Annotated in this window: 15 protein-coding genes; 2 read left to right on the top strand and 13 right to left on the bottom strand. The window is 67.1% G+C overall.

Annotated features, from left to right (window positions below):
- Positions 1 to 44: 44 nt before the first annotated feature.
- The 6 genes from Q8T13_14575 to Q8T13_14550 form a co-directional block, all read right to left on the bottom strand.
- Positions 45 to 806 (bottom strand): DUF1295 domain-containing protein, encoded by a 762-nt coding sequence (locus tag Q8T13_14575; protein ID MDP3718984.1) that lies wholly within the window; start codon positions 804 to 806, stop codon positions 45 to 47.
- A gap of 7 nt (positions 807 to 813) precedes the next feature.
- The gene (locus Q8T13_14570) at positions 814 to 1,275 is read right to left on the bottom strand and encodes a hypothetical protein (protein ID MDP3718983.1); all 462 of its coding nucleotides are present in this window, start codon (positions 1,273 to 1,275) and stop codon (positions 814 to 816) included.
- Positions 1,272 to 2,432 (bottom strand): sulfite oxidase, encoded by a 1,161-nt coding sequence (locus Q8T13_14565; protein ID MDP3718982.1) that lies wholly within the window; start codon positions 2,430 to 2,432, stop codon positions 1,272 to 1,274. The genes Q8T13_14570 and Q8T13_14565 overlap by 4 nt, the downstream gene beginning before the upstream one ends.
- Positions 2,433 to 2,535: 103 nt before the next feature.
- Positions 2,536 to 3,273, bottom strand: a complete 738-nt coding sequence (locus Q8T13_14560; GenBank protein MDP3718981.1) for a response regulator — start codon at positions 3,271 to 3,273, stop codon at positions 2,536 to 2,538.
- Positions 3,270 to 4,469 carry a SpoIIE family protein phosphatase gene (locus tag Q8T13_14555; protein MDP3718980.1) on the bottom strand — a complete coding sequence of 400 codons (1,200 nt, stop codon included), beginning with the start codon at positions 4,467 to 4,469 and terminating at the stop codon, positions 3,270 to 3,272. The genes Q8T13_14560 and Q8T13_14555 overlap by 4 nt, the downstream gene beginning before the upstream one ends.
- Positions 4,466 to 6,397, bottom strand: a complete 1,932-nt coding sequence (locus Q8T13_14550; protein MDP3718979.1) for a histidine kinase — start codon at positions 6,395 to 6,397, stop codon at positions 4,466 to 4,468. Before Q8T13_14550 ends, Q8T13_14555 begins: the two co-directional genes overlap by 4 nt.
- A 106-nt stretch (positions 6,398 to 6,503) precedes the next feature.
- Here Q8T13_14550 and Q8T13_14545 point away from each other — a divergent pair, with 106 nt between their 5' ends.
- Together Q8T13_14545 and Q8T13_14540 are read left to right on the top strand one after the other, a co-directional pair.
- Entirely contained in the window at positions 6,504 to 7,310 is an 807-nt protein-coding gene (locus tag Q8T13_14545) for a glutamate--tRNA ligase family protein (protein MDP3718978.1), read from the top strand.
- Positions 7,307 to 7,627: a hypothetical protein gene (locus Q8T13_14540; GenBank protein MDP3718977.1), complete on the top strand. Its 321-nt coding sequence runs from the start codon at positions 7,307 to 7,309 to the stop codon at positions 7,625 to 7,627. Before Q8T13_14545 ends, Q8T13_14540 begins: the two co-directional genes overlap by 4 nt.
- 22 nt (positions 7,628 to 7,649) lie before the next feature.
- Here Q8T13_14540 and Q8T13_14535 read toward each other — a convergent pair whose 3' ends face one another.
- The 7 genes from Q8T13_14535 to Q8T13_14505 form a co-directional block, all read right to left on the bottom strand.
- Entirely contained in the window at positions 7,650 to 9,719 is a 2,070-nt protein-coding gene (locus Q8T13_14535; GenBank protein MDP3718976.1) for a CHASE3 domain-containing protein, read from the bottom strand.
- Positions 9,720 to 9,947: 228 nt separating this feature from the next.
- A complete protein-coding gene (locus tag Q8T13_14530; protein ID MDP3718975.1) occupies positions 9,948 to 10,379 on the bottom strand; it encodes a PIN domain-containing protein in 432 nt (143 codons plus the stop codon).
- Positions 10,376 to 10,621, bottom strand: a complete 246-nt coding sequence (locus Q8T13_14525) for a DUF2191 domain-containing protein (GenBank protein MDP3718974.1) — start codon at positions 10,619 to 10,621, stop codon at positions 10,376 to 10,378. Before Q8T13_14525 ends, Q8T13_14530 begins: the two co-directional genes overlap by 4 nt.
- Positions 10,622 to 10,733: 112 nt before the next feature.
- Complete coding sequence (locus Q8T13_14520) at positions 10,734 to 12,305, bottom strand: D-aminoacylase (protein ID MDP3718973.1); 1,572 nt, start codon at positions 12,303 to 12,305, stop codon at positions 10,734 to 10,736.
- Positions 12,306 to 12,570: 265 nt separating this feature from the next.
- The gene (locus Q8T13_14515) at positions 12,571 to 13,695 is read right to left on the bottom strand and encodes an MBL fold metallo-hydrolase (GenBank protein MDP3718972.1); all 1,125 of its coding nucleotides are present in this window, start codon (positions 13,693 to 13,695) and stop codon (positions 12,571 to 12,573) included.
- Between the two features lie 47 nt (positions 13,696 to 13,742).
- The gene (locus tag Q8T13_14510) at positions 13,743 to 14,873 is read right to left on the bottom strand and encodes a hypothetical protein (GenBank protein MDP3718971.1); all 1,131 of its coding nucleotides are present in this window, start codon (positions 14,871 to 14,873) and stop codon (positions 13,743 to 13,745) included.
- Positions 14,874 to 15,036: 163 nt separating this feature from the next.
- Positions 15,037 to 15,378: a DUF6370 family protein gene (locus tag Q8T13_14505; protein MDP3718970.1), complete on the bottom strand. Its 342-nt coding sequence runs from the start codon at positions 15,376 to 15,378 to the stop codon at positions 15,037 to 15,039.
- Positions 15,379 to 15,409: the final 31 nt, after the last annotated feature.

Below are 15,409 nucleotides of genomic sequence, written 5' to 3'. Positions count from 1 at the left end.
TGCCAGTGTATCAAAGGCCCTGAGGAGGGGCGAAGCCCCAAGCCCTACTTCGGCATTCGTGGGAAGAACGCCGGCGTGCGGGCGATGTAGTCCGCATAGCCTGGCTTTGTCGTCTTCAGTGTCTTTTCGAGCATCGCCACACCAGACACCCTGAGCAGCAGGAAGGTGATGATCGCCGGCCCGACGAGGCCGATCCATCCGAGCGGCGTGGCCGCGCCAATCAGGCCCAGCCCCCACCACAGCACCGCTTCGCCGAAGTAGTTGGGATGCCGCGTGTAGCGCCACAGGCCGGTGTTCATGACGCGATCCTGGTTGGCCGGGTCGGCCTTGAAGCGCCGCAACTGCTCGTCACCGATCGCTTCGAACAGGAAGCCGAACGCGAACAGCAGGAGGCCTGCCCAGTCGAGCAGGGTCAGCGCCGCCGGGGTCTCGGACGTAGCGGCGTAGAACAGCGGCAGCGCGACGACCCAGGCGATCACGCCCTGCAACAGGAACACCTTGAAGTAGCTGCGAATCCACCACGTGTCGGGATGCTCCGCGCGCCACGCCGCGTAGCGGAAGTCTTCGCCGTGGCCCAGGTTGCGCATGCCGATGTGCAGGGCCAGGCGGATCGCCCAGAGCCCGGTCAGCGCGACGACCAGATGCGCCCGTGGGCCCGGTTCGGCGATGCCCAGGTAGTAGGTCAGGCCAACGATGAAAAGCAGCGGTCCCCACGCGATGTCGACGATGCTCGAATCGCGAACGGCGAGCGAGATCAGCCATAGGAAGATGCCGAGTGCGATGACGACCAGCAGACCGGTCAGCACGGGGGACCTACCGTGGGCCGAAGCGCGACGCGAGGTAGTCGACCAGCGGTTCCTTCTCGTCGGCGCTCACGGTCGCGCCCCAGCGCATCATCTTCTCGACCGAGCGGGTCCAGCCGATGCGCGACAGCTTCTGCTGCTCGATGATGTCGGCGTCGTGGCAGGTCAGGCATGCTCGCCTGTAGGACGCAGCCCCCGCCTCGCTGGTTGCATGCGCCACCGCCGGCTTCGGGCCGAAATTCGCCGCCAGGTAGGGCTGCAGCACGTCCCGTTCGGCCGGCGTGATGACCGCGCCCCACCGCACCATCTTGTCCACCGACCGCGTCCAGCCGGTCAGCGACAGCTTCTGCGACGTGATGATGTCGCTTTCGTGGCAACTCACGCAGCGCTGCTTCATCACGTCGGCGCCTGGTGATTGCGCGGTGACCGAAGCCGCCGCGAGGAGGAGCAGGGCGAGGGTGGCGCGGATCATTTGACTTCGACCCGGACCGAATCGTACTGGTTCCAGAGGTAGCCGGATGGATTCCATTGCGACACCGCCGGCTGCACGACCCCCGCCGCGTCGGTGGCCTTCGACAAGATCAGCACCGACTGGGGCGAGCTCACCGTGAACGTGTGCTCGAACCGCCGCCAGGTGTACTTCGCCTGTTCGCCGGTCAGCCGTGCCGGCGTCCACGTGGCGCCGTTGTCAATCGAGATGTCCACCTTGGTGATGTCGGTCTCGCCGGCCCACGCGAAGCCGCCGATGGCGATCTTGCCCGGCGCGAACGACGCTCCGGCGGCGGGCGTCGTGATCAGCGACTTCACCACCAGGCCGGTCAGCGGCTCCATGTCCTTGGCATCGACCGCCGCGCCGGGCGCGATGCGGCGGTTCGGATAGCGGTAGCCGGTGGCCACCCAGAAACTGGACGAGTCGCCCGGGAGCACGTTCAGCGCGTTCAACCACTTCAGCGAATACGCGCCCTCCCAGCCCGGCACGATCGAGCGCAGTGGGAAGCCGTGGACGGCCGGGATGTCCTCGCCGTTCATGGCGTACGCCACGAGGGTGTCGGGGTGCATGGCTTTGGCCATCGGCACCTGTCGCACGAACGCCGGCATGGTGCCGAGCGGGCGGTCGGCGGCGTGCATCTCGACGTTCTTGCCGGTGGTCTTGACCCCGGCGCGCTTCAGCACGTCGGACAGCCGCGCCCCGGTGAACCGGGCGGTGCTGACCGCGCCCTTCTCCCACTGGATGCCGGCCACCGCCGGCTCGAAGAAGGCCCGGCCATTCCCCGCGCACTCGAGCGTCACCGTCACGGTGACCGCCGGCAGCTTCTTGATCTCGTCGATCGACAGCGACAGCGGCGAGTTGACCTCGCCCCCCACCTTCAGCGCCCACGTCGCGGCATCAAGCTGCGCCGGCACCGGCAGGTGCGAACGGACATAGAAGAGCTCGTTGGGCGTGATGAACGAGTCGAGCAGCGACACCGGCGTCTCGAAGTCGGGCGGCCGCATGGAGCGGACGATCAGCTTCTCCTTGCCGAAGCGTTGCGCCGCCGACGGCGCCTGCGCGAACAGGGATTCGGGAGCCATGCGGGCCACGACACCGGCCATGGCGAGATGCGAGAACAGGTCGCGGCGCGAAATCATGCGTGGATTATATGGGATATGGCAGGTGGGGCGGGTAGGGCGGGTAGGGCGGGTAGGGCGGGTCGCTCCCAAGCCCCAAGCCCCAAGCCCCAAGCCTCAAGCCTCAAGCCTCAAGCCGCTCTATCAGCGCCCGCCAGCGCCGCCGCGACACCAGCATGGTGGTCCCGCTCGCCAGCGTGATCTCGCCGGTGCCATCGGCAAACGGCTTGGCTTCACGCACCGCGTCGAGCCGGATGATGGCCGTGCGCGACACCTGGAAGAACGAACCGGCGTCCAGCCGCCGCGCCAGCGCCGCCAGCGTCGGCTGCATCGTCAGCTGCTCGGTCAGGGTGATGACGTGGGTGACGCCCTCGACGAACGTAAACGCGACCACGTCGTGGACCGGGACGACGCGGAAGCGGGCGCCGCGGCGGGCCAGGAAGCGGGTCGGCGACAGGCCTGCGGCGTGCGACAGTCCCTCGAGGGCGCGATCTCGGCCGCGGGGCTGGGTCGCCGCCCGCGCGCGATCCAGCGACGCCGCCAGGCGCGCGCGGTTCACCGGCTTCAGCAGGTAGTCGATGGCCGACAGCTCGAAGGCGTCAACCGCGTATTGATCGAACGCGGTACAGAAAATGACCGCCGGCCGCGGCTGGCCGAGCGAGGCGGCCACGTCGAGACCGCTCGCGCCCGGCATCTGGATATCGAGCAGCACCAGGTCCGGCGTCAGCGCGGCAATCTTCTCGGCGGCGTCGATGCCGTCTTCGGCCTCGCCCACCACCTCGACGTCGGGGTGCGCGGCGAGCAACTGCCGCAACCGCTCGCGCGCGGGCTGCTCGTCGTCTACCAGCAGCGTGCGGATCATTGAACTGGCCCTGAGCCATGGCGAAGGGCCCTCACCACCAGCGCGGTGACGTCGTCCTGGTCTTGTCGGCGGCCGCGATGCTGTCGCACGGTGTCGAGGATACAGGAACAGAGCTCGGCGGCCGGCAAATGGCCGTTGGCCGAGAGCAACGCGGCGAGGCGGTCCTCGCCGAACTCTTCGCCGGCTTCGTCGTGCGCTTCGTTGACGCCGTCGGTGTAGGCGACGAGCAGCGTGCCGGGCGCGAGCGTGAGGTCGTGGGCCGTGAAGTGCCCGGCCTCGGTCAATCCCAGTGCCGGGCCCGAAGCGCCGAGGCGGGTCAGCGCCGAGCCATGGGCGACGAGCACCGACGGATGCCCCGCGTTGACCAGCGTCAACCGCCGCGTAGCCGCGTCCAGGGTGGCGTAGATCGCGGTGGCGTAACGCGCGCCGTCCGTGGTCGCGTAGACATCGCGGTCAACGGCGGCCATTAACGCGGCCGGGGCCAGGTTCGCCAGTCGCGCCGCGGTGTGGACGCGCGCCTGCACGGCCGAGGCGACCAGGCCTGCGGCCACGCCCTTGCCAGATGCGTCGCCCAGCAAGAGGGCCCATCTTGCTAGGGTGTCTAGGGTGCCTAAGGTGCCTAAGGTGCCTAGGGTGCCTAAGGTGCCTAGGGTGCCTAGGGTGCCTAAGGTGTTGTTGTCGCTCAGCGCAAACATGTCGTAGAAGTCGCCACCCACACCACGGGCCGGCAGCGATGCCGCGGCGCAGTCGAATCCGGGTACGACCGGCAGCGCGCCCGGCCACATGTGCGACTGCACCGCCGATCCCGCGCGGACGTCGCGTTCGAGGTCCGACTGCTTCGACAGCCGCGCGCGCACGCGCTCGAGCGTCGTGGCCAGCTTGGCGCGCGACACCGGCTTCAGCAGGTAGTCGGTCGCATCGACGGCGATGGCGTCGAGGCCGTAGCTGTCGAAGGCGGTGGCAAAGACGATATACGGCCGCGGTTCGGGGAGCGACGCGGCCAGGGCGGTGCCGCGCACTTCCGGCATCTCGACGTCGAGAAACAGCACGTCGGGCCGGGTGTCGCGAATCACCTCGCGGGCCTCGACGGCGCTGCCGGCCTCGCCGACCACCACGACTCCCCCCGCCGCCTCGAGCAATTGCCGCATGCGCACGCGCGCCGGCGGCTCATCGTCCACGAGCACGGCGCGGATCATGCCGCCACCTTCACGTGCGGCATGGTGATGCGGGCGATGGTGAGGCCGGCGGCTTCGTCGCGGGTCAGCGCGAAGGTGGCGGCGTCGCCAAAGTGCCCTTTCAAGCGCTCGCGCACGCTGCGCAGGCCAAACCCTTCACCCTCGCGGGCCTGTCCTGAGCGAGGGGCGGCGACGAGCAGGTCGTCGCCCCGAGTCGAAGGACCGGTATTGCGGACCTCGAGCTTGACCTCGCTGCTGGTGGTGCGGACGATCACCTCAATGCGGCCGGGCTCGCGCGACTGCGACACGCCGTGCTTCACGGCGTTCTCGAGCAGCGTTTGCAGCAACATCGACGGCACGCTCGGTGCCGGCGCCACGTGATCGGAATCGATCGTGCACGAGAGCCGCTGGCCGAAGCGGGCCTGTTCCACGTCGAGGTAGGCGCGCGCGAAGGTCAGCTCCTGGTCGAGCGGCGCCCACTCCGAATCGGATCGCCGCAGCGTGTAGCGGAACACTTCGGCCAGCTGCTCGACGGCCTCGTCGGCGCGCGCCGGGTCGGTGTGGATCAGCGAGGCAATGGCGTTCAGGGCATTGAACAGGAAGTGCGGGTTGATCTGCGCGCGCAGCGCCTTCAGTTCCGACTTGCTCGACTGCAGCCGCAGGTCCTGGGCGATCAGGTCCTGTTCCTGGCGCTTGCGCTGCAGCCGGAGGTTCTCGAGCATGAAGCCGAGCACGCCGGCCAGCGAGCGCAGCAGCGCCAGGTCCTCGCTCAGGATCCGGCGCATCTCGGGCATCCGCAGCACGGCGATGCGCACCGGCTGGTCCGAGATCGGCGTGGGCATCTGGACCTCGGATTCGATCGTCAGGCCGGGCGGCGGCGACTGCGCGCCGATCAAGACGGCGATGCGGGCGCCGAAGATCTCGCTCAGCTTGGCCTCGGCCGTGGTCAGCAGCATCTGTTCGTCGGTGGCCGGCTGCATCGCGGCCAGCACGTACTTGACGGCGTCCACGGGCGTAAATTCGCGGCCGAGCCAGATGCGGTCGAGCCAGCGTTCCATACGGGCGTGCAGCCACGGCATGATCATCGCCACCGGCGTCAGCGCCACGGCGAACAGCCACGGCCGCGCGGCGCTGATGGGCAGTCGATCGAGCCAAGGCATGGCCAGCGCCAGCACCACGCCCAGGGTGCCGATGCTCATCAGCAGTAACAAGGCGCGTTTCACCACCAGGTCGTAGAACGCGAACCGGTTCTCGAAGTAGACCGACGCGATCAGGAAGTAGAGTGGCGACGAGCGCGCGACGCGCTCGAGAATGCCCATCGCGACCCGCTGTTCCTGCAGGAACATCATCGCGATGAACACGATGCCCAGCACGGCATAGAGCGCCACCATGACGGTGCGCAGCTGCCGCTGGCCGGAGGTCGGCGTGGTGCGCTTGCGCCGCATCATGATCGCGGTGGAGTAGGCGCTGGCCATGACGAACAGCGAGCCAATCGACGTGCCGATCAGCGGGCCGATGTCAAAGGGGAGGGTGATCACGCGGAAGATCGCGGCGATCGTGACGGCGCCGACGAGCGGCGACAGCACAAACATGCCCAGCAGCATCTGCCGGTAGATTCGGGGTGGCGGGTCGTCGCTGTGGCTGGTCTCCTGGTAGACCGCCTGCATGATCACCGGCGGAAACGCGTAGACCATGAACGTGCCCACGTCGAGCCAGTCGCGGCCGACATTTCCCGTGAGGTTGCGGAACTCGATCAGCGTGTGCAGGATGAACCAGATCGTACTGATGACGATGATCGCCATCGGGGCGTTGTCCAGGTGCGATTGGCCGACCCGATCCCGGCGCGACCAGAACGGCAGCGCCTCGCGCAACCCCAGCACGGTCGCAGCGCCATAGGCGTAGGCGCCGAACAAGTAGACGAACAGCGAGACCAGGCTGACGTAGACCATGACCGTTGTCTGGTTATACGCCATTCCCGCGCCCGCCGGTCGTTGCCAGCGGACCGAACGGCCTGAATGCGACGTCGAGCGGCGCCGGGTTATCCTCCAATGGCTTGTGATTACACGGTTTGCTCCAGCCCCCACTGGCTTCCTGCACCTGGGCCACGTCGTCAACGCCCTGCACGTGTGGCAGGCGGCGCACGACCGCGACGGCCGCGTCCTGCTGCGCATCGAGGATCACGACCGCCAGCGCTCGCGCCCGGAGTACGAGGCCGCGATCCTCGAGGACCTGGCGTGGCTGGGCTTTCGGCACGACGGTCCGATCGTGCGGCAAAGCGAGCGCGAGGCGATCTACGGCAAGGCCATCCAGCCGCTGATCGATCGGGAGCTGGTCTACGGGTGCTCGTGCACACGGGCTGAACTCGCGGCGGGAGTCGGGAGTCGGGAGTCGGGAGTCGAAGTTCCCTACCGGAACACCTGCCGCGATCGCGACATCCCGCTTACGGACGACGTGGGGTGGCGGCTGCGCATCGACCCGGGAACCGAATCGTTCTTCGACGAGATCAACGGGCCGCAGGTGCAGGAGCCGTCGGCCCAGTGTGGCGACCTCCTGCTGCGCGATCGGCTGGGCAACTGGACGTACCAGTTCGCGGTGACCGTGGACGACCACGTGCAACAGGTCACCGACGTCATCCGCGGCATCGACCTGCTGGCGTCCACTGGCCGGCAGATCCGATTGGCGCGCCTGCTGGGCCGCGTCACCATGCCGCGATTTGCCCACCACGGATTAGTGATGAAATCGGCCACTGAGAAGCTCAGCAAGTCGGACGGAGACACCGGCGTTGGCGACCTGCGGGCGGCCGGCTGGACGGCCGAGGCGGTGCTCGACCTGGCCCGCAAATCTGTTACCCTACCGCTATGAAGAACCTCCTTGTGGCCGCCCTCGTTCTCGCCGTGCTGGCTCCCGCAGCGACCTTCGCGCACCCGGGTCACGAGCACAAGATCATGGGCACCATCACCGCCATCGACGGCAACAAGGTGACCATGAAGACCACCGAGGGCAAGGACGCCGTCTTCACGGTGACCCCGCTCACCGCGTTCAAGCGCGGCAAGGGCAAGGGCGCGCAGTCGGATCTGAAGGTCGGCCTGCGCATCGTGGTGAACGCCGGTGACGGCGCCGAGCCGCTGAAGGCGAAGGAAGTTCAGTACACGGTTCCGGCGACGACCGCGAAGCAGTGAACCCGTTGCGGCTTCCCCGAACCTAGCGGTTCATGGCCTCTCGGAGCTTCTGCCCGAGCGCATCTGACGTAAACGGCTTGTGCAGAAACGCGACGCCTGATTTCAGCACGCCGTGATGCACGATCGCATCGTCGGTGTAGCCTGACATGTAGATCACCCTCAGGCCCGGTGCCGAGGTGGTCAGTTGTTGCGCGAGTTTCGGCCCGCTGCCGCCAGGCATGACGACGTCGGTCAGCAACACGTCAATCGTCTTCTCGCTGCTGAACAGGGCGACGGCCGCCTCGGCGTCGGCAGCGACCAGCACCCGATATCCCTGGCGCTCCAGCAGTCGGCGCGTCAGGTCGCGCAGGCCGCTCGAGTCGTCGACCACCAGCACCGTCTCGGTCCCCCAATGTTGGCGAGTCGGCGCCGGCGGCTCGGTGGCGCCGGCAGTCACGTCCTCCATTCTCGGGAAGTACACGCTGACCGATGTGCCCTGGCCGACGCTCGACTTCACCATGACGCTTCCACCACATTGCTTGACAATGGAGTGAATCGTGGCCAGACCCAGTCCCGTACCGGTGCCCGCGGCCTTGGTCGTGTAGAACGCTTCAAACAAACGCGACTGCGTCTCTGCCGACATGCCCGTGCCGGTGTCCGTGACCGTCAGTGAGACATAGGGGCCCGGCACGACTGAAAAATGACTAGTCGAATGGTGCTGGTCCAGGTTGACGTTGGCCGTGGCGATCGTCAGGCGACCGCCCTTCGGCATGGCATCGCCGGCGTTGACGACCAGATTCATGAGAACCTGCTCCACCTGTCCGTGGTCGGCGTTCACCGAGGCCAACCCCGGCGCGATGTCGACGACGATGGTGACGTCCCCCTTGATCAGGCGTCCGAGCATGGCCCTCATGCCGCCGACGACGAGATTCAGGTCGAGGCGTGCCGGTTGAATGACTTGCTTTCGGCTGAACGCCAGCAACTGGCGCGTCAGGCCCTGGGCGCGCCGGCCTGCCGTCTGGATTTCGAGCACGTCGGGGCGGTTGGGATCGTCTGGCCCGCCCGCGTCGAGCACGAGTTCGCTGAAGCCCAGGATGACGGTGAGCAGGTTGTTGAAGTCGTGCGCGATGCCGCCAGCCAGCTGGCCGACCGCATCCATCTTCTGCGCCTGTTGAAACTGGACCTCGAGCGCGCGGCGTTCGGTGATGTCGAGCACAATGCCGACGGCTCGGATTGGGTCGCCCTTGCCGATGTCAAAGCGACCTACGCTGCTGTGCCAGCGCACGGTGCCATCCAGCCAGATGGCTCGATACAGCAGGGTGAACGGGGCGCCAGACTTGCTCGCCTGATTTACCGTGCCGACGAGGTCGGCGCGATCTTCGGGATGCACCCGCTCCATGAACGCCTCGAAGGTGCCCGCGAACGTGCCAGGCAGCAAGCCATATTGCGCCTCAAGGGTCTCCGACCACAGCAACGACCCCGTGGTGTAGTTCAAGTCCCAGATGCCCACTCCGGCGGCTTTGAGCGCAAACGTCGTGCGCGCCTCGGCCGTCCGCAAGGCCTGTTCACTCGTCCAGCGTGCCAGGGTATCGCGGCCGACCAGCCAGCCGGCGATCACCAGGGTTAGCAGCGCGGCGACGATGCCCAGCGTGAGCAGCGTCGTGAGCTGCGTGAAATCGCGATCGGTAACGGTCTGGCGGTCGGCGAGGAGGCGGCGTTCGAAGTCCCGAATGTCGTGGATCAGATTGCGAATGGTCTCGTTCGACCGGATGGTGTCGCGACTGGCCAGATGAGCCGACGCGGCCTCGGCGCCGGCCTTCTGGCGCAGTGCCACGACCTCGGCGCCGAACTGGACTTTCTGGGCAATGAGGGTTCGCAACGCCTCGACCGACGCCTGTTGCTCCGGGTGGACGGTGGTGCTCGCCGTGACCGCTGACAGGTTTTCGCGCGCGGCCAAGAGGCCGGCTTGGTACGGCCCCAGCAGCAGGGGGTCGCCGACCAGCCCGAAGCCGCGATAACCCGCCTCGATGTCTTGCGTGGCCGACAACAGGTCCGAAAGCTTCTGGATGACGTCGTGAGTGTGCCGCACTGACTCACGACCGATGGCGGACATTTCCACGCTCCTGTAGGCCAGGAAGCTGAGCGCGATCAACATGAGGATTGGGAGCCCGAACCCTACCTGCAGCCTCCGCGCGACGTTGACGTCTGCCAATTGAAGCGCAACAGTAGCAGGTATTGCTCTTGAAAGGCTGAATGCTTCTATTTCGTCTTCACCAACGTCTCGCAGCCGCCGTCGGAAATCGACAAGCTTGTTGGCGGACGAGCTCGCCCGCGGTCATCATCAGACAAGCGGATTGCGCGTGGTGAGAGCGGGGAAGCGCGAGAAGTCGCGATCGGCCGACCACAACTCCGACACCCGATGGTGGATGCAGAGCGCGGCGACGCGCGCATCGTGCACCTGGGGGCCGGTCACCTTCGACGACTTGAGCGTGGTCGTTAGCGTGTCCCAATAACCAGGTCCCTCCGCCAGCAACACATGGGTCGGCGAGGCCAGCCACGCCTGGACCTGGGCGATTGCCGCCGCTTGCGGCGTGGGGGGCGCATAGATTCGCGGGTGGGTCACGATCGCGAGAAACTTGTGCAGGCAGGGCCAGGGGATGGCCCACGGCGCGGTGCCTTCGGCCAGCGAGCGGATCAGCGGCGCGGCCGCGTCATGCCACTGCGAATCGGTGCGGTGCGCGTAAACCAGCAGGTTGGTGTCGACGGCAATCATGCACCGCGGCCCACGTAGATCGCATCGCGGAGCTCTTCCCACCGGCCTTCTTCGACGCCGTCCTGCACGCCCCGCCCCTTGAAGCTGGCGTCCTTCAGCCGGAACCGCTTGCGCGAGTGACGGGCCGCGAGCACCGTGCGCAGGCCTTCCTCCACCAGCAGTCGCAAGGTGACACCCTCGCGCCGCGCCAGCTCCTTGGCGTCCTGGAGGATCGGTGCGGCGATCTCGATCGTGGTCTTCATATGGGTGCCCATATTATGGCGGAAGGCTGCCCGTCAGGCAAGTCCCGCGGCGGTGGAGAATTACCTTTCGGGCCCGTTGGCAGGTGCCCCACGAGCCGCGCAGTCGCGACCCTTACGGCCGGTGCCGCAACACCTGCCCAGGTCGCGCCTCGGTCTGCTGACCGTCACTCACCACCGCGACGCCGTTGACGATCACGTGCGCGATGCCTGATGGATAGGCGTGCGGGGCAGCGTAGGTGGCGACGTCGCCAACCGTCGCCGCGTCGAAGATCACCAGATCGGCGGCCTTGCCCACGGCAATGCGCCCGCGGTCGGTGAAGCTGAACTGATCGGCCGGCAGGGACGTCATCTTGCGAATCGCTTCCTCCAGGCTGATCACCTTCTTCTCGCGCACGTAGAGCCCGAGCGCCCGCACCGCGTTGCCGTAGCCGCGCGGATGCGGCACGCCCTCGCCGAAGGTGTTGAGGCCGCTGTCGGAGGCAATCGACACCATGGGATGCCGCAGGATGCGCGCCAGGTCCTCGTCGCCCATGAAGTGATAGACCATGGAGGCGCCGCCGGCCATCAACATCCGCCGCATCATTTCCTGCTGCGTCGCCAGGTCCGCCTGGCCGAGCACCTTCTGCGTGGCCTGCGGAACAGTCAGGCCGTTGAGGGATCGGTCGGTGCGGTACTCGGCGATGCGGGCAAAGCTGTAGTCCTCGAGCCCGCGCTCGCGAATCAGCTCGCGCATCTCGGCGCGGATCTTCTGCCACGTCGGCTCGTCCGTCAGCCGTTCGTTGATCTTCTCCTGCCCGCCCTCGAGCACCCACGAGGGAAAGCGAATGCCCAGGTTCGAACTGGCGGCGTCGTAGACGTACTGGTCGGCGTTTACGCGCACGCCGCGCGCCCGCGCCGCGTCCATCAGCTCCAGCGCCTTCGCGCTCGCGCCCCAGCGGCTCGGCGCATCCACCTTCAGGTGCGAAATCTCCAGCGGCAACTTCGCCGACTCGGCGATGTGGATCGATTCGGCCACCGCCTGCTCGAGTTCAGTACCCTCGTTGCGCATGTGGGTGGCATACAAGCCACGGCCTGCGGCCGCGACCTTGGCCAGCGCGACGATCTCTTCGGTGTTGGCATACGTGCCCGGCACGTACTGCAGGCCGGTGGAAAAGCCCACGGCGCCGTCCTTCATGGCCTTGGCCACGAGCGCCTCCATGCGCTTCAGTTCGCCGGGGGTCGCCTGCCGGTTGACCGTGCCCATGGCCTCGCGCCGCACGGTGTTGTGGCCAATCAGCGTCGCGTAGTTGATGGCCGGCTTCGCGGCCTCAATCGTCGTGAACGCCGTGGCCACGTCCGCCGCGGACGAGCCGCAGTTGCCGGCCACGACCGTGGTCACGCCCATGCGGACGAAGTGGGGAATGGCCGGCTGCGTCGCGATCTCGTCCACGTGGGTGTGGACATCGATGAAGCCGGGCGCCACGACCAGGCCCTTCGCCTCGATGGTCGCCGTCGCCGCCTCGGTGATGCGGCCGACCGAGACGATGCGGCCGCCGCGGATACCGATGTCGGCTGCGCGCGCCGGCGCGCCGGTGCCGTCAATCACGCGGCCGTTACGGATGACCAGATCGAGCGGAGCGGTCTGCGAACCCAGATCAGAGGCCGCCGAGAACAGGAAGATGAGAGCAATCGCGACGTGGCGCATACGCAGATATTAGTCCAGTGCCACCGATGGCGCAGAAAAGACCGCCACAGATTGAACACCGATTAGACGCAGATTCAGGTTAGCGCGACGGAGAGACCAGCCGGCGCGGCGAAGCCGCGCAAGGCCGGCCCGAACGTTCCACTCGCGAGCCTTCCAGATTCAGCGGGCTCGTGAGTGGGACGTTCGGGCTGGCCTCGAGCCGGCCGCGAACGCGGCCGGCGGCTGGCCTTCAATCGGTGACTAATCTGGGCCTAATCTGTGGCTGTTATTTCGGTGGGATAGGCGCGATGGCGTCGGTCAGTGGCCCGGCCAGTTCGTCGTAGACGCGGTGCAGGAACCAGTCCACCAGCTGGATCTCGAACGCGCGGTTCGCGGCGGGGACATCGCCCGTAATCTGCAGCATCAGTGGCCGCAGGCTGGGCAGGATCTCGGCACGGGCCGCATCGGGGTCGAGGCCACGCGCGCGGGCGGCGGCGCCCTGCGCGATCAACTCCCGGAACACGCCCATGGTCGCGCGCAGCAGCGCCTTGTCCGTCAGGGGCTCGCCGTGCCCGGGCACAATCAGCGTCGCGTCGAGGCCGTCGATGTGCTGGAGCGTGCGCAGCCAGCCGGTGGGATAGGAGCTGAGCGCGAACGAGATCGGGTTCACCAGCAAGTCGCCGGTGATCACGATTCGCTCTTTCGGCAAATACAAGAAGGCATCACCCGGCGTGACCGCGCGGTCGTGATGACGCACCTGGACCTCGCGGTCGCCGAGGTGGAGCGTCAGCTGCCGCGAAAACGTCAGCGTCGGCAGCGTGTGCCGGACCGCCGTCTTCTGCTCGAGAAAGAAGCGGCCGTCCTCGAGCGCCTTCTTGAGGCGGGGCAGTTCCGGCGGCGCCGGTGTGACCGCTTCGGCCTTCGTGATGCGCTGCTCGAGGCTCGCCAGGTATGCGGGGAGCTGCGACTCGAGGCCCGGACGGTTGAACTCGATGGCCGGCCCCGCCATCATCGCCCGCGTCTTCTCGTGCGCGACGACGGTCACATCCGGGAAGGCCTGGGTGTAGACCTCGGTGCCGTACCAGTGGTCCCAATGCCAATGGGAGTTGACGACATAGCGGACCGGCTGAGAGGTGAGCTTGCGAATGTCTGCCAGCACCGCGGCCGCCGCCGCCGGCGTGCCGTTGGTGTCGAACACCAGCACGCCGTTACTGCCAATGATGGCGACCGCGTTGCCGTCGAGCCCGATGTCGCCGTACGGCGCCGTGCGAAACAGATGGATGCCGGCGGCGATCTCAGTTCGCGTGGGTGACCGCCGCTCGGCGCCCGCCGGGAGGACATTGCTGGTCGGGAGGGCATTGCTTGTCGGGACGGCACTGTGGGTCGGGACCGTCCCGACAAGGATCAACATCCCGGCAAGGAGTGCCCTCCCGACATGAATTACCCTCCCGGCAAGTGTCACCTGGAGAAGTTAATCACCCAATCCGAGCGCCCGCTCATGAAAAAGCGCGCCGAGGCGCCGGCCAGCTTGTCTGTCCCGGTGCCAGGGGTTGAACCGACCACCTGCGGGTACCACTTGCCGCCGTTCAGCAGCCTTTGCGGCGCCGACCACATCGCGGGGTTGTCGAGTGTCGGCGAGAACGAGACATAGATGCCCTCCATCCCGTAGTTTTCGTCTTTCGCCCGGTTGAGCAGCATCACGTACTGCTCGAGCGCCGTGTTCCAGTGGACCGAGGGCCCCCAGAAGGCATTGGCCCTGCCGTCGCCGTCATGCCACCCCTCGGTGGCGGCGACGAGCGGTGTCGCCGCGGGATAGGTCCATTCCAGACGCCGCCGCATGGCGCCGGGCAGCCCGGGGAGCAACTCGCGGCTGCCGGTATTGGGCTCCCAAAGGCTGCTGCGCCACAACTCGACCCTGCCCGCCGGCCGATCGCGGTCGGCCCACAGGATGCGCGCCACCGCCACACCCTGTGACTCGCGCTGCTGCTGGTATTGGCTGTAGAAGATGTAGAGGAACTGCTTGTCGGCGTCGAGCATCACGCTGAGGTCGCCGACGCCGCCAATCAGGTAGCCGTTGGTCGAGCCGCAGGCCGTGGAGCTCTGCGTCGCCTGAATCACGAAGCCCAGGTTCTGCCACGACCGGCCGCGGTCGGTGGACTTGGCCGCGCCGATGCGCGGCACGAACCGGTCGTCGCGTCCGCAGCGGCTGGCGGGCCACTCGTTGTGATAGAAGCCGTACCACGTCTCGACCTCGTCCGTGACCACCGCCTCCATCCACACACCGTGGCCGGGATGGGGCAGCAACGAAATTCCGGTGGGCGCGCCCAGCCGCTCGAGGGCCGTGCCCGACGCAATGCTCGGAATGCCCGAGTGCGAGGTCATGACGAACAGCCGCCGCCGGCCGTCTTCGAGATCCCAGACGAGGGGACTGTTCGAGTCGACGTTGCCGGGCAGGAAGAGCGGCGGCGCCGCAGTCAGCGCGGCCCGCGGCCTGACCGCCACCTGTGCTTCGGGAAACGCCGTGGGGAGGAGGGTCGACAACAACCAGGCCGCGCCCAGTGCCTGGGCGGCGGCAAGACGGACGTTCATAGGTGCATCACTTCTGCGCCCGCTCAGGCAGGTGGACGCATTAGTGTCTACGGCGGACCCGCGGCTTTCGTTTCACGATCCGCAGCTCAGCCACACAAAAGGTGCGCAAGGTCAGGCCCGAGCGCGAGTAGCCAGGCAACCCTGAAGGGTTGCCGCCACCCTTCTACTTAACGATCTTGGTGGCGGTGATCCACTTGCGGCCGTCTTGCTCGGACACCGTGCCGGTGATGGTCGCCGGGATCTTCGTGGTACAGGCCTCGCCCGATTCCTTGGCGACGTCGTTCTTGGTCACGTAGTACTCGGTCGGCTCGCCGGTCGCGTTCGGGACCAGCAGAATGTCCTGGCATTCCTTGGCGTCGGGCTTCTTGAGGAAGCACCTGGCGCACACCATGTCGCCCTTGAGGGTTTCATCGGCGGAGCGCATTGCACTGGTTCGGGCCGGCATGGCTACGGCCAGCGCGCCCAAGGTCATCATCACTTCACGTCGGGTCAGCGTTGTCTTCATAGCGCTTCCACGATACCAGTTTCCTTGTATG

The sequence above is a fragment of the Acidobacteriota bacterium genome, from assembly GCA_030697165.1.
In the GTDB taxonomy this organism is placed as follows: Bacteria; Acidobacteriota; Vicinamibacteria; order Vicinamibacterales; family UBA2999; genus 12-FULL-67-14b.
This window is presented reverse-complemented; position numbering and strand designations above follow the sequence as displayed.